Here is a 14,836-nt window from a genome sequence, read left to right on the forward strand (position 1 = left end):
TCCCTTCGTAAGGGAGAATTTAAGAGTTTTTTTTTTCTGCAGCCAAGTTTGATGCTTCTTTCACTTTCACTTTGATCTTTGATCTTTAGTCTTTAATTCTTGATCTTAAATAAAAAAAACCACCCGCTCCCGGCTGGGAAAGGAAATTTCCACTTCCTAGGACAGGTGCCGAGCAACGGGTGGCTTTTGCATATAAAATGCTTTATAAGCCAAATAGTTACAAATGATATTGATCTGAAAATCTTTTTGGTCTAAACTTTCATGTTATCATATCTCAGAAATAGCTGATTTGAAGTTAAGTTTTTTTATAAAAGCCAATTTTTTCTTGTCTAATTTTGTTCTTTCAAGAAATCTTATCTTCAGAAACTGAGGTGATAGTAATGAATAAAAAAGAAAGAAAAGAACTTTTAGATTTAGCCAGAGAAAGTATAAAATATTATCTGGAAAATCGGCAACTACTCCAAATTGACCAACCCGATAATCCAGAATTCATAAAAGAAAGAGCTGTTTTCGTAACCTTGCATTCTCGTGGAAACCTTCGCGGTTGTATTGGTCACATGCAGGCTCGCATGCCACTTTACAAAGCAGTGATCGAAATGGCTGTGGGAGCTGCTTTTCAAGATCCCCGATTTCCACAGATCCGAGATGAGGAAGAACTCGAAGATATAAACATCGAGATCTCAGTTTTATCGCCCATGGAAAGAATTTACGATTACAAAAAGATAAGACTGGGAATAGATGGAGTGTGGATAAAAAAAGGATTCCACAGTGGAGTTTTTCTGCCGCAGGTTGCCACGGAAACTGGCTGGGATCTGGAAACTTTTTTAGGAAATCTCTGCGCTCATAAAGCAGGTCTTCCCTATACCGCTTACAAAAATCCTGACACGGAAATTTATATTTATCAGGTTGAGAAGTTTGAGGAAAGCAGTGAGAAATGAGACTTTGTGACTTGGTGATTTGGTGATTGGGGGATTTGGTGATTTGGAGGTTATGATATATGAATAAAAAAAGTAGAACAATAACAGGTTCAATAATAATCATTTTCTTACTTATTCCTCTGATAGCAATGCAATTTACAAATGAAGTTGATTGGTCTCTTACAGATTTTGTCATCGCTGCTGTGTTATTTTTGATAACCGGTTTTGTTTTCTATCTTATTTTGAAGAAGGCAGAAAGCAAAAGACAAAAGATTATTTTTTCGTTAGTTTTATTGGTGATTTTCCTGCTAATTTGGGCAGAATTGGCTGTGGGGATATTTTGAGAAGCGTAGCATTATTAGAAATGAGGAAATGATTTATTATGAATAACGACCAAATCCAACTAACCGACCCGGAAATTTATCCAGATGAAAAAATTCTAGAAAATGTTTTGGGAAATTCTTACGCTATTTTCACCAAACTTTTAAAGCTTTACAAAGAAAATGACATGATGCACGAATGGCGATATTACAATGACGGAAAAGCCTGGCTCTGTAAAGTTCAGAAAAAGAAAAGGACAATTGTGTGGATGAGTGCCTGGCCCGGATATATGAATGCAGCTATTTACATTCCCAAAAGATTGATCGATAATGTTTATGCTTTGGATATTGCTGATGAAATAAAACAGAAAATTGAATCTACCAAGGATGTAGGAAAATCGAAGCCCTGTATTTTTGAGATTCGAGATGAATCTATACTTGAAGACTTCGAAAAAGTAATGCAGTTGAAGATAAAGAGTAAATAAACTTTCTAATCCTTGTACACTGTAGAAGGTAGTTTAGCACAACGAAGATGGAAATTGTAAGTCATATTTACAAGAGACTATGAATTTATTCCAGAGAATTTTTTTTACTCATTAGAAAATAAATTTCTTTGATAAATTTAAATGATATCTTATTTAAATGATTGATTTAATAAGTAAGGAGTAAGCGATTGTTTAAAGGTGAATTATGACAATTTTAGCTGAAATTCTTTCTTCACGTGTCAGAGCTGAATTTTTCAGGATTTTATTTGGTGTTGATCCAAAGGAATGTCATTTAAGAGAAACTGAAAGATTATCTGGTTTTGCCATTGGTACTGTGATAAAAGAAGCAAATAAATTAACCCGTTTACGATTGATTAATAGAAGAATTGATGGAAACAAACTTGTTTTAATCGAGATGTAAAGCTAAATGAATTTTCACGAGATTCTTCGATAGTAATGCTACAAGATTCTTCAGAAAGACGAAATATTTTTTTCCAATTCCATATCGTTGCTTTTGTTCATTTGTTCATTTGTTCTGAAACAAAATTGTGAAAAAAACATTCAGTTCATAAAGACGTTTGAATCAACACATTTATGAAATCAGAGAAGATATTTCCATTTTTCACAAAATTGATAACGTTTTCTATTATTCTTTTGAAAAAATCCAGAATTGCCTGTGTTATCATAACCTTGAAAAGGTTTATAAGTATGAGACCTTTTCTTAAACCTTTTCAAGGTTTTATGCAAATCAAAATTGTATGTGCTGATTCTATGATCATTCTTCTTGATAATACTTATTTTCTCTCTCATCAAGTAAAACGGGAAAGAGAGGGAGACAGCAAGGGTGAGAAAAAAAAACCCCCGAACTTGCTTTCGGGGGAAGGAGGCTACATAACAAATTCTTATATAGCCGGGGGAAGGATTCGATCTATATTTCGAGCATTGCTCTGATTTTTTAAATCGCACCACTTTGGCCAAAATGGATTTCTAATTCATCCAGATCTTCCATTTGTTTTTTGGCATCCTGCATAGCTTTTTCAATTTCTTCCTGACGAAGAATTTTAATATCTTCCATTTGATCAGTTATCACATCTTCTATATCAGATAAGATTCTCTCCTCTCCATTTACAAATACTTTGATATCTCCGTCGTCCATGGAAAGTTCAACTTTTTCATAACGATGTTCTTCTTCTCTTTCGGCAATTTCGCAGGCAAGATTTACAATCGTTCCCTTGCGATCGATCTTCATATTTATCGTATCACCAACCTCTTTTTTGTTGATGATCTTGCTGATCAGTTTTCGGGAATCGATCTCGTTGTCATCTACTGCCAAAATGATATCTCCTGCCTGTAAACCGGCTTTCCCAGCTGGAGTTCCTTCAATAACTTCATCGATGGTTACTGTAATCTTTTTCTCATCACCTTTGGTGTTTTCTACTACGTGAAGCATTACACCGATCCATTTTGTGTTATCAGGTGTGTATTGATACACAAAGACATTTTCCGGTTTTTCAAAAGATAAATTGTAGCTGCCGCCCAAACCAAGATCAAAGTGTTTATATTGCGCTTTTTCACCTAATATCATATCCAATTTCACTTCTTTTTTATCCTGGAAAACTTCCACCTCAATATGATTTTCCGGTTCGTAATTTGTCAGCATTTTGGTAAGTTGATCGATGGTATAGATTTTATCGCCGTTGATGCTCATGATAATAGAATCATCTTTAATTCCTGCTTTTTGAGCTGGACCATCTTCCACTACATCAGTTATTACAATTCCAAAGTTTTTATCATAATCAGTTTTCTGTTTGTATTTGCCATTCAATTCCGCCAGAAAGACACCCATATAAGCTTTCTTTTTAATCTTTGGAAATTCTTTTTCACCGAAAGTCAACTTTAAGCTTTTCACTTTGCCATCCCTAAAATACTTCAGTTTCACTTTATCTCCCGGTGCGTAATTCTTCAGCATTTTGGTAAACTGGCCATGAGTGTAGATTTTGTCTCCATCTATCTCCAACAAAATGTCTTTCGACATTAAACCAGCTTTGTCTGCGGGAGTGTCCGACACTACTTTGGAGATAAGAATTCCATAGTTCTCATCAAGACCTGCTTTTTGGTAATAGCTGTAAGAAACATCATCCAGATAAACACCCATGTAAACTTTGCCTTTTTCTGCTGCAAAGATCGTGGAACTGAGCATTAATACGAGTACAAAAATCATAACATATACTCTTTTTTTATTCACATTCTCCTCCTTGTCTCAGCGAAGTTTCGAACAATTTCGAAACGAAGCCGGACTATTTTTGTTTAATAACTTATTCTTTTTGCTGACTGCTTTTTATTTTGCTTCTGATCGAATTCAGAAACTATCATCACACCACCTTCTTCAGATGAAACATATTTCCTAACCAGATAGGTCTTATCTTCCTGAAATTTATCAGGATCAAGCTTGGAAGTAAGATTTGGATTGTAAATGGAAGTGTAAGCCAGATTTTCTAAAGAAAAACAATCCTGGTCTGCCGGTACGATCTTAATATCTTTTTTGAATGCCATATTGTTGATTTTCACAGCAACATCTGGATTCAGAATGGTTGCACATCCAAATACAAGAAGCAGGCAGCAGAAAGCCATCGCTGCTCTGAATCTGAAGCGATAATTATTGGTTTTCTGATGATATCTATCCAGCAAATCGCGACGCAGTTTATATTCAAACTGCTCATCTTCGATTTGTGGAACACTCATATTTTCTAATTTTATTTCAAGATCTTTCATTTTCGATCTCCTTATTTATCTCATCACGCAATTTATTTATTAATCTGTGAACCTTCACCTTCATGGCACCTTCACTCTTCTTGTAGATCTCACCTATTTCTTTATAGCTGAGTTTTTCAAAATATTTCAAAGCGATCATATTCTGATCTTCCATATCGAATTTCTGCAGTTTATCGCGAACCAGCTCATAGTTTATTCCCATCTCTGTTCCATCCACCTGATTGAAGATATAAGTATCGATGATCTTTTTGCTGCGCTTCTTATTGCGGTAGAACTGATTGATCTCATTAACTGCAATTCTGTATAACCAGGATGAAAAACTGCACTTCCTGGAATCCAGATATTGGAAGAGAGAAATCTTTTTCATCGCTTTGAAGAAAACATTGGAGACGATCTCGTGTCGATCAGATTCACTATTCACTCTATGGAAAACGAAATTATTTATTTTCGGAAAATATTTCCGATATAAATAATCAAACTCTTTCAGGTCCTGTCTGGCCCTGATCACTCTTTTCCTTTCCTGATCCAAAATCCTGTCCTTTTCTTTTCTACTCGTGTAACGTAAACCGTTTCATTGGTTACACTTTTTTTATAATATCTCAAATAAAAAAAGCGTTCTCGATCCTGCTCTTCGAAAACGCTGTAATCATCACTTATAATTATCTATCTAAAATCTCAAAGTAAAATTGGTTTCCACATTAGGCTCGGATTGTGCTGTAAGCGTTCCACCATGCATTCTCATTATCTGTCTGGAAAGACTTAAACCAATTCCAGAACCTTCTTTCTTGGTAGTAAAAAATGGCACAAAAATTTTATCGATCACATCTTTCAAAATTCCCGAACCGTTATCTACAACCTGAACAGCCACTCTTCCTCGTCTATCCAGGAATGCTTTCATTTCGATTCTGGCATTTTCCGTATCAGCCAGAGAATACATGGAATTTTTTACCAGGTTTATCAACACCTGCTCGATCAATTCTTCATCGGCAGTTAATTCCAGGCTGGAAGGTGAAATATCCTGAATACATTTTACACCATTCATTTCCAGATCTTTTTCCAATAACTTATACACATTTTGAAATATCTGAGAAACAGAAACTATATTGAATTTCGGTTTGGGAATTTTTGTCAGGTTTCGATAAGATTCTACAAAATGGATTAATCCTGTACTGCGTTTATGGATAGTCTGCAAAGAATTTTGAATATCGATCACAGTTTCATCATCAATCTCCTGAGGTTCATTATCTGTTGTATCGATATCTTTCAGCAGATCATTTATTGTTGATGAAAGAGAAGCTATTGGAGTAATGGAATTCATTATTTCATGCGTAAGAACGCGGATAAGTTTTTGCCAGGCTTCCATCTCCTGTTCTTCCAATTCCGATTGAATATTCTGTATGGAAACCAGGATGATATTTCTTGTTCTTATCTTGAATTCAGTGGCATAAACTGCCAGCTGCATCATCATGTCGTTATCTACCACCTGAACCAGAATCCTTTCACCAGATTTCAACTTCTTAAGTTTTTCAACCAGTTCTTTGCTGTAGACTTCCAATTCTTCAATATTGCGCAATTTACTTATTTGAAAAAGTTTTTTGGCACTGTTGTTGATCATTTCTACCGTTCCGTTTTTTTGATATGCAATAAGGCTGATTCCAATATGTTGAATAACATTTTGCAGATAATGATAATGTTCTTCTTTTTCGGAACGGATCTTTTGAAAATCCTGGATCACATCGTTAAAAGCCGCTTTCAAACCATCATAAGCAGTTCCCAAACCTTCGATGCGAAAACTACGGCTGAAATCGGAATAGCGGATAGATTCCAGAAAGTTGGTAAGATACTGATTGGTTTTCTGAATATATCTTATCAGATCGATTACCTGGAAAATTACTAATGCACCCAGTAAAATTGGCGTAACATTAAAACCAAACTGAAATATCGCTATGAACATTGCCAGGATTGTAGTGGTGATCAAAATGATCCTGGTAAGTGTATGAATCCTGAAATTTTTATATATCATTTATTTTCCCTGTTATTAAATACCATATTTTTCTAAACGGCGATATAATGATGCCCGGGTAAGTCCGAGTTCCTTAGCGGCTTGACTGATATTTCCGTTATTTTTACGCAACGCTCGTTTGATAACATCACGTTCTACGTCTTCGATGTTATAGGTACCCAAAGTTCCTTCATCTGTTATGGATTGCGGAGTTTTCAGCATAAAATCGTTTGGTTGCAGAATTTTGCTTTCACTCAATATTACAGCTCTTTCCAAAGCATGCTGCAGTTCTCGAACATTGCCCGGCCAGTTGTATTGTCGTAATTTTTTGAGTGCTGCAGAACTGATACCTGTAATATTTTTTTTGTATTTCTGAACATATCTGTGCAGAAAATGATCTACCAACAATGGTACATCATCTATCCTGTCACGCAGCGGAGGTAAAGTTATCTCGACTGTGTTCACACGATAGAGAAGATCTTGTCGGAAATTACCTTCCTTCACCATCTGATAGATCGGCATATTTGTAGCACAGATCAAGCGAACATCAACAGAACGTGGACGGCTGGAACCAACTCTAACTACTTCTCGCCTTTCTATTGCTGTTAGCAATTTTGATTGTAAAGGAAGAGATAAATTACCGATCTCATCCAGGAAAAGCGAACCACCAGAAGCCACTTCAAAACGACCTGGTTTATCCTTTTTGGCATCGGTAAAAGCTCCTCTCATATGACCAAAAAGTTCGCTTTCAAATAATGTTTCACTAATCGAACCAAGATCGACATTCAGGAAGATTTCCTTATTTCGTGCAGAATTTCGATGCAATGCACGAGCTACTAATTCTTTTCCTGTTCCATTTTCACCCAATATCAATACACTGGCATCGGTGCAAGCTACTTTTTTTATCGTACTGTAAACCTTGTGCATTTCGGCAGAATCTCCAATGAAATCGTGAAATGGCTGGTCAAGATTTTTGCAAAGTTCGTTTCGAGTCATGCGTAGTTTGTCTGCTTCTACCAACGATCCACGTAATTTTAGTGCAGATGAAACTGTTGCCAGCAGTTTTTCGTTCTGCCATGGTTTCAATACGAAATCTACTGCTCCTGCTTTTATTGCTTTCACAGCGCGTTCCACATCGCCATAAGCCGTAATGAAAACTACCACTGCCGAAGGATCTATCTCCAAAATCTTTTCCAACCAGTAAAAACCTTCCTGTCCTCCGATCATATCTTTTGTGAAGTTCATATCCAATAAAATTACATCATAATTTTCCTTATCCATCAGGTCAGGAATTTTCTCTGGATTGGTTTCGGTATGAATCAGTTTTAAATGATTTTTTAATAATAATTTTAAACTAAATAGTATATCTTCATTATCGTCGACTGCTAAAACTTTACCTATTTTTTCTGCCATCTCACACTCCTGTTTTCTTTGGCTGCTTCACAATTTTTACATTTCGAAATTGATAAATTTTATTCTTTCAAATAAAGTCAACAAAAAACTGTCCGCTCCCGAACACAAAATAGTGCGCATCCGTACAGATTTTCCTTAAATTATTTTCTTAAATTTTTGTATTTAAACAACTTAACCATTTGGCACGGTACTTGCTTATTTACTTTGTGTGAAATAAAAAAGGAGAAATTTGATGGATCGAATAATCGAGAAAAAGAAATGGACGCCCAAGAAGATAATCTGGATAGCATTGGGTACAATATTCGGAATTTTGGTATTTTACAATTTATTTTTTGGAGATCATACATCCAAATTTAATGTACAGAGAGATAGAATTTCCATAGAAGAAGTGCAGGAAGATTTCTTTCAAGATTACATTACTCAGACGGGAACCGTCGAACCGATAAGTACAATTTACTTAGACGCTATGGAAGGTGGACGTGTAGAAGAAATTCTTATAGAAGAAGGAACTATGGTGCAAAAGGGTGATGCAATCTTACGTTTGAGCAACACCAATCTTCACCTGGATATCATGAACCGTGAAGCAAATCTTGCCGAACAGATCAACAACCTTAGAAACACGCGCCTTTCGATGGAACAAAACAAACTCAGTTTGAAAAGACAAATGCTTGATCTTGATTATGAGATAGGCCTGCAAAAAAGAAATTATGAAAACAGCATCGATCTGTATGAAAAAGATTATATATCAGATAAACAATTTGAAGAAGTAGAAGAAAAATATAATTATCTAATAAAAACACGTGAACTTGTTATTGAAAACCAAAAAGCAGATTCCTTATTTAGAGATATCCAGGTTGCTCAACTGGAAAACTCAGTAGATCAAATGGAAATGAATTTGGAATTTGTACGTCAGAAATTGGAAAATCTTATTGTAAAAGCCCCAGTCAGTGGATTACTGGTGACCGTAAATGCTGAGATTGGAGAAGCAATCGGAACAGGCCAGAGATTAGGACAGATCCACGTTTTAGATTCATATAAAATAAGACTTGAAATAGACGAACATTACATTTCTCGTGTAAATTCCAACCTTGTAGGAGAATTTGATTTTAACAGTAATACCTATCAGCTCCGTATCAAAAAGATCTATCCCGAAGTGCGAAATGGTAGATTTGGTGTCGATCTGGTTTTTGTTGATGAAGTTCCTGATCGAATTAGAACAGGACAAACGTTTCGTGTAAAACTGGAACTTGGACAATCTGAAATGGCTATTCTGGTTCCACGCGGTGGATTCTATCAAAGTACAGGTGGACAGTACATTTTCGTGCTGGAGCCAACAGAAAAATTTGCTATCAAACGTGACATTCGTTTGGGCAGAATGAACCCGAGATATTATGAAGTATTGGAAGGCTTACAACCCGGCGAAAAAGTTATCGTATCCAGTTATGATAATTTCGGTCGTGCAGAAAAATTGATACTTAAGTAACAGCAGGAAGTGCATGGGACGTAGGGCATGGAGCATGGAGCAGAGAGCATGGAGCAGAGTGCAGAGAGCAGAGTGCAGAGAGCAGAGTGCATGGAGCAGAGTGCATGGAGCAAAGAGCAGGGAGGTAGGAAATGAGTAAATTTCGATTTGAAGATTTGGAAATCTGGAAGCTGGCAATTGAAATCCTGGATATGTGCATGGAGATTTCCGAGAAACTGGAAAAGCTTCATCTCTATAGATTTGCAGAGCAATTGAGAGCTGCAGGATTGAGCATATCAAATAATATTGCTGAAGGCTCAGGATCAAACTATTATAAAGAATTCAAACTCTTCTTAAAATATTCTCGTCGCTCTTCATTTGAAGTAGCTAATATTGTTATATACTTGATACATAAAAAAATGATCTCAGAAAATTGGAGAGAAAAATTAATAGATAAATTAGAGATTTTCAGTAAAAAAAATATAACATTCCAAAGGACATTGAGATGAGTGAAAATATTAGTACCCTTTGCTCTTTGCCCAATGCCCTTTGCATTTTTGAAATAAAATTGAGAAAATTTATAAAAATAAAAAATTGGAGGAAAAATGATCAAGACAGTTGATTTAACCAAAGTGTATCGCACTGATGAAGTAGAAACCACCGCATTGAACAATGTGAACGTGGAAGTAGCGAAAGGAGAATTCGTAGCAGTTATGGGACCTTCAGGTTGTGGAAAATCCACACTTTTGAACCTGATCGGACTTTTGGACAATCCATCCAAAGGTGAACTCTTTTTCAATGAAACTGAAGTTTCCAGATACACCGAAAGAATGAGAACCAATATGAGAAAATCTAATATTGGATTCATCTTTCAAAGCTTTAATCTTATCGATGAACTTACAGTTTACGAAAACGTCGAACTTCCACTGCTTTACATCAAAATGAGTTCTGCAGAAAGAAAGAAAAAAGTAAATGAAGTTCTGGATCGCATGAAAATAGCACATCGTGCCAAACACTTCCCTCAGCAGCTTTCCGGTGGTCAGCAGCAGCGCGTGGCAGTAGCTCGTGCAGTTGTTACAAATCCAAAACTTATCCTGGCTGATGAGCCGACAGGTAATTTGGACTCTGCCAATGGTGAAGAAGTGATGGATCTGCTGACCCAATTGAATGAAGAAGGAACCACGATCGTAATGGTAACGCACTCACCGTCCCACGCGGAATATGCCCACCGGATAATTCAATTATTCGACGGTCATATTGTTACAGAAAACATTAAGAAAGAATTCCAGCTTTAATTCATTTCAGCCGTTAATCTTTTCAATCCGTTGGCGGTTAACGGCTGATTTTTCATTTCATTCTGAAGGTCTTCTTCAGAAGGAGGAAGAATGTTCAAAAATTATTTAAAAATAACACTCAGAAATCTGGGTAGAAGAAAATTTTATACTTTTATAAACATTTTGGGGTTAGCCATTGGAATAACTTGCTCAATCCTGATCGGACTTTTTGTTTTCAATGAGCTTTCCTATGATAAATGTCATGAAAAGCATGACCGAATTTACAGAATGGAATCTCATTTCACCATTCAGGAATCTGACGACCTTTTTGCAGTAACCGCCTTCCCACTGGCTAGAGCTATAAAACAAGAATTTCCCCACGATGTGGAAGAATGGTGCCGGTTTAGTTTTATGGATAATAATCTTTTTCAATATGATGGAAACAAATTTTTTGAAGATAATGTTTATTATGCCGACTCAACTCTTTTCGACGTTTTCACCCATAAATTTATCGCCGGTTCACCGGAAGGTGCTCTCAACGATCCCAATGAAATGGTTCTTACAGAAAGTTTTGCCAGAAAAATCTTTGGTGATAAAAACCCGGTCGGAGAAACTATCGATACAGGTTATGGTTTTGGTTTCACTATTACCGGCGTTATCGAAGACGTTCCTTACAACGCACATTTACGTTTCGAAGCTGTTGGTTCGATGATTACTCTTGAAAACTTCTTTGGTCCGGATCGCTATCACAGCTTGGAAAGTCAGGCTTTCTGGAATGTAGGATTTTATTCATATATCTTACTCAAAGAAACAGGAAATATCAAAAATATAATGGATGGATATCCAGAATTTAATGAAAAATATATTGTTCCTGTCGGTCAGCAATTTGGAGCTACATTCAAATATATGATAACTCCACTAACAGATATTCATCTTTTTTCCAGATTGAGAAGCGATCTTCCTACCGGAAATATGGCGTATGTTTACACTTTCAGTCTGGTTGCTCTTTTTCTACTGTTGATAGGTTGTATAAATTATATGAATATGGCCACAGCGCAATCATCCAATCGTGCTACGGAAGTGGGAATTCGCAAGGTGGTGGGAGCACAGAAAAAAAGTCTGCGTTACCAGTTCATACTGGAATCGATCCTGATTTCCTTCCTGGCTTTGATAATAGCCTTAATTGCTGTGGAGTTATTGCTGCCATCATTCAATCAGTTAGCCGATCGACAGCTTTCATTTGATATTCTGGAAAATTTCAATTACTTACTGCTGATAATCGGAGTGACGATTCTGGTCGGATTTGTTTCCGGCAGCTATCCGGCCTTCTATCTTTCATCTTTTATTCCAGTAAAAGTATTGAAAGGCAAGCTGGGAAAAAGCAAGGGAACTCTCAGGAAAGTCCTGGTCTTATTGCAGTTCACCATTTCGATAATCATGATCGTGGGAACCTTTACCGTGATGCAGCAGCTAAATTTCCTGAAGGATAAAGATCTGGGATTTGATAAAGATAATGTGATGGTTCTTACAGTTCGAGATACGACTGGAGTTCGCAATCTGCAGGCTTTCCAGGATGAACTTTTGCGCAATCCACAAATTTTGGAATCGACGACTGCCAGCAGTATTCCTGGTCAGGGTTATGGAATTGTTGTTCAACGCTATGAGACAGCCGATGGAGCCATGAAAGAAAAAGGTATTAACTTCGTTTTTGCAGAACAGAATTACATCGATATGATGAATATGAAGATCATCAAAGGAAGAAATTTCGATCCTGATATGCAAACTGATCTGGAAGAAGCAGTTATCATTAATGAAGCAACTGCAGAAGTTTTGGGCTGGGGAGATGATCCGATTAGCAAAAAACTCGATTTTGGTGCCGGCATGGAAGGCGAAGCGATGCGTAATGCAAAAGTCATCGGAGTTGTAAAAGATTTTCATTATACTTCACTTCACAATAAGATCGATCCTCTGATTATCCTGCTTTCCGAGCAACCAAATCGACATATTCATCTGCGGGTAAGACAGGAAAATATGCAGCAGACTTTGCCTTTTATCGAGCAAAAATGGAATGAGTTTTGTCCTACCTTCCCATTTGAATACACCTTCCTGGACGACAGTTTGAACGAGCAGTATATTGCCGAACAAAAGATTGGGAAAGTATTCACCTCTTTTTCTGTAATGTGCATTTTCATTGCCTGTCTTGGTTTATTCGGGCTGGCAGCCTACACAGCAGAACAACGCACCAAAGAGATCAGTATCCGCAAAGTGATGGGAGCAACTTCGGGCAGTATTGTAGTGCTTCTTTCCAAAGAATTTTCTATCTGGGTGATCCTGGCGAATATCATTGCCTGGCCGGTAGCTTATTTCGCTCTGCGATCCTGGCTGCAGAATTTTGCCTATGCCATCGATCAATCTTTTTTCACTTTTATTCTGGCTGGCATTACCGCGCTCGCAATCGCTTTGATCACAGTAAGTTTCCGGGCATTTAAAGCGGCTCAGACCAATCCGGCTGAAGCTTTAAAATATGAGTAACGCAAACATCCTGTTTGCGAATGAGAGATGAGAATGAGATCAACTCTGAAAAGCTTACTTCCAAGAATTCTTACAGTTAAGACTTTCAGAGTAGATAACCTTGAAAGTGCTAAGCAGGAAGAAAATCTGAACGAAGCCTTTTCAAGATTGGAGAATGAGGAGTTTGAATGATCAAGAATTTCATAAAAATTACTATCAGGAATATCCTGAAACACAAAGCTTATTCGTTCATTAACATATTCGGTTTGGCAATTGGTATCGCTACCTGCATCCTGATTTTCCTGTATGTGCAGGATGAATTGAGTTACGATCGATTTCACCGAAATGCGGAAAATATCTTCCGCTGGGAAACAGCCTGGGAAGAAAACGGTGAAACAGGTCATTGGGCAGCTTCTACCGGAGGTTGGATACCCAGACTTCTGGAAAATTATCCTGAAATAATCGCCGGTGCAAAAATCAATAAAAGTTATTTTCCCGTCACTTTCCGACGTGGAGAAATCCAATTCACGGAAAAAAATGTTTATTCTGCCGATGCCGGTTTTTTTGATGTTTTCGATTTTGAAACTATCACACCCAATCCCCAGTCTTTTCTCACCGATCCGGGCACGATAGTTCTAACCGAATCTGCTGCCAGAAAATATTTTGGTGATGAGAATCCCATCGGCAAGACAATGGATACAGACAGGCAGCAATACACCGTTACGGGCATCATTAAAGATGTACCTGCCAATTCCCATTTCCATTTTGAGATGCTGCTCTCGATGGAAACATTACGCACAATTCGTCCCGATGTCGATCAGGATGGTCCGCTGGCCTGGCATTCCTATTTCCGCGTAAGAGATGCCAATGCCGCTGTTCAGCTTAAACAAAAACTGCAAACTGATATATATAAAATGTCTGGATTTAATGTATCTGCCGACAGCAGCGATGTACCAGAAGGTTTTAAAATGGTAGTAGCAATGAATCCGATAACCGATATTCATTTATATGGTCATGCCGAAAAGGAATTGGAAGCAAACAGCGACATCAAATATGTGAACATGTTTGCCATTATCGCTATTTTTATTCTGCTTATCGCCTGTATAAACTACATGAACCTGGCAACAGCAAAATCATCAAAACGAGCTCGAGAAGTAGGAATAAGAAAAACACTTGGTTCCAATAAAAAACGCATCTTCAACCAGTTCATGGGCGAGTCATTCATACTCTGTTTTATTGCCCTCATTTTAGCTCTTGTAATCGTAGAACTGTTCTTACCGGAATTTAATGCTTTAAGTGGCAAAGAATTGAACTTGAATCTGTTTGGAAACAACATTCTGATGATTTCTCTATTAGCAATACTGCTAATTGTCGGTTTTCTTTCAGGATCGTATCCGGCGATTTTTATGACACGTTTCAAACCAGTAACAATTCTGAATTCCAATACCTCATCCAGTTCTGGAAGCAAAGGAGCTTTAATATTTAGACGAATTCTGGTTGTTACTCAATTTGCCATTTCCATCCTGCTGATCATCGGAGCGATAACTGTTTATAAACAATTGATTTACATTCAAAATAAAAGCTTAGGATTTGATAAAGAGCAAGTAATTGTGCTTCCCCGGCCTCGAGGGAAAGAAGATGTCTTCAAAGCAGAATTATATAAACTTCCTGATGTGGTAG

15 protein-coding genes are annotated in these 14,836 nt (G+C 37.1%); 10 read left to right on the plus strand and 5 right to left on the minus strand.

The features are described 5' to 3' along the window. Nucleotides 1-380 precede the first annotated feature (380 nt). The 4 genes from amrA to K9N40_03900 all read left to right on the plus strand — a co-directional run bounded on the left by amrA (nt 381) and on the right by K9N40_03900 (nt 2,143). A complete protein-coding gene (amrA, locus tag K9N40_03885; protein ID MCF7813607.1) occupies nt 381-938 on the plus strand; it encodes an AmmeMemoRadiSam system protein A in 558 nt (185 codons plus the stop codon). A 59-nt stretch (nt 939-997) separates the two neighbouring features. Next, entirely contained in the window at nt 998-1,261 is a 264-nt protein-coding gene (locus K9N40_03890) for a hypothetical protein (protein ID MCF7813608.1), read from the plus strand. A 38-nt stretch (nt 1,262-1,299) separates the two neighbouring features. Beyond that, nucleotides 1,300-1,722 (plus strand): DUF3788 domain-containing protein, encoded by a 423-nt coding sequence (locus K9N40_03895; protein ID MCF7813609.1) that lies wholly within the window; start codon nt 1,300-1,302, stop codon nt 1,720-1,722. Between the two features lie 205 nt (nt 1,723-1,927). Next, complete coding sequence (locus K9N40_03900) at nt 1,928-2,143, plus strand: hypothetical protein (GenBank protein MCF7813610.1); 216 nt, start codon at nt 1,928-1,930, stop codon at nt 2,141-2,143. Nucleotides 2,144-2,677: 534 nt separating this feature from the next. On the opposite strand, the gene K9N40_03905 is transcribed toward K9N40_03900, so the two are convergent. From K9N40_03905 to K9N40_03925, 5 genes are all read right to left on the minus strand, one after another. Further along, nucleotides 2,678-3,967, minus strand: a complete 1,290-nt coding sequence (locus K9N40_03905) for a PDZ domain-containing protein (GenBank protein ID MCF7813611.1) — start codon at nt 3,965-3,967, stop codon at nt 2,678-2,680. A 62-nt stretch (nt 3,968-4,029) separates the two neighbouring features. Beyond that, nucleotides 4,030-4,494 (minus strand): hypothetical protein, encoded by a 465-nt coding sequence (locus K9N40_03910; GenBank protein MCF7813612.1) that lies wholly within the window; start codon nt 4,492-4,494, stop codon nt 4,030-4,032. Beyond that, complete coding sequence (locus tag K9N40_03915) at nt 4,481-5,002, minus strand: sigma-70 family RNA polymerase sigma factor (protein ID MCF7813613.1); 522 nt, start codon at nt 5,000-5,002, stop codon at nt 4,481-4,483. The genes K9N40_03910 and K9N40_03915 overlap by 14 nt, the downstream gene beginning before the upstream one ends. 159 nt (nt 5,003-5,161) lie before the next feature. Beyond that, complete coding sequence (locus tag K9N40_03920) at nt 5,162-6,517, minus strand: ATP-binding protein (GenBank protein MCF7813614.1); 1,356 nt, start codon at nt 6,515-6,517, stop codon at nt 5,162-5,164. A gap of 15 nt (nt 6,518-6,532) precedes the next feature. Beyond that, the gene (locus tag K9N40_03925) at nt 6,533-7,909 is read right to left on the minus strand and encodes a sigma-54 dependent transcriptional regulator (protein MCF7813615.1); all 1,377 of its coding nucleotides are present in this window, start codon (nt 7,907-7,909) and stop codon (nt 6,533-6,535) included. Between the two features lie 232 nt (nt 7,910-8,141). Between K9N40_03925 and K9N40_03930 the strand changes: the two genes are divergently transcribed. From K9N40_03930 to K9N40_03955, 6 genes are all read left to right on the plus strand, one after another. Further along, on the plus strand, nt 8,142-9,392 hold the full coding sequence (locus K9N40_03930) for an efflux RND transporter periplasmic adaptor subunit (protein ID MCF7813616.1): 1,251 nt from the start codon (nt 8,142-8,144) through the stop codon (nt 9,390-9,392). Nucleotides 9,393-9,523: 131 nt separating this feature from the next. Next, the gene (locus K9N40_03935; protein MCF7813617.1) at nt 9,524-9,880 is read left to right on the plus strand and encodes a four helix bundle protein; all 357 of its coding nucleotides are present in this window, start codon (nt 9,524-9,526) and stop codon (nt 9,878-9,880) included. A 96-nt stretch (nt 9,881-9,976) separates the two neighbouring features. Continuing rightward, nucleotides 9,977-10,666 (plus strand): ABC transporter ATP-binding protein, encoded by a 690-nt coding sequence (locus K9N40_03940; protein ID MCF7813618.1) that lies wholly within the window; start codon nt 9,977-9,979, stop codon nt 10,664-10,666. Nucleotides 10,667-10,756: 90 nt separating this feature from the next. Further along, nucleotides 10,757-13,177: an ABC transporter permease gene (locus K9N40_03945; protein ID MCF7813619.1), complete on the plus strand. Its 2,421-nt coding sequence runs from the start codon at nt 10,757-10,759 to the stop codon at nt 13,175-13,177. Nucleotides 13,178-13,210: 33 nt separating this feature from the next. Next, entirely contained in the window at nt 13,211-13,348 is a 138-nt protein-coding gene (locus tag K9N40_03950; GenBank protein MCF7813620.1) for a hypothetical protein, read from the plus strand. After that, the coding region (locus K9N40_03955) for an ABC transporter permease (GenBank protein ID MCF7813621.1) at nt 13,345-14,836 on the plus strand (1,492 nt) is incomplete at its 3' end. The genes K9N40_03950 and K9N40_03955, both read left to right, overlap by 4 nt.

This window comes from Candidatus Cloacimonadota bacterium, from assembly GCA_021734245.1.
Taxonomy (GTDB): domain Bacteria; phylum Cloacimonadota; class Cloacimonadia; order Cloacimonadales; family TCS61; genus B137-G9.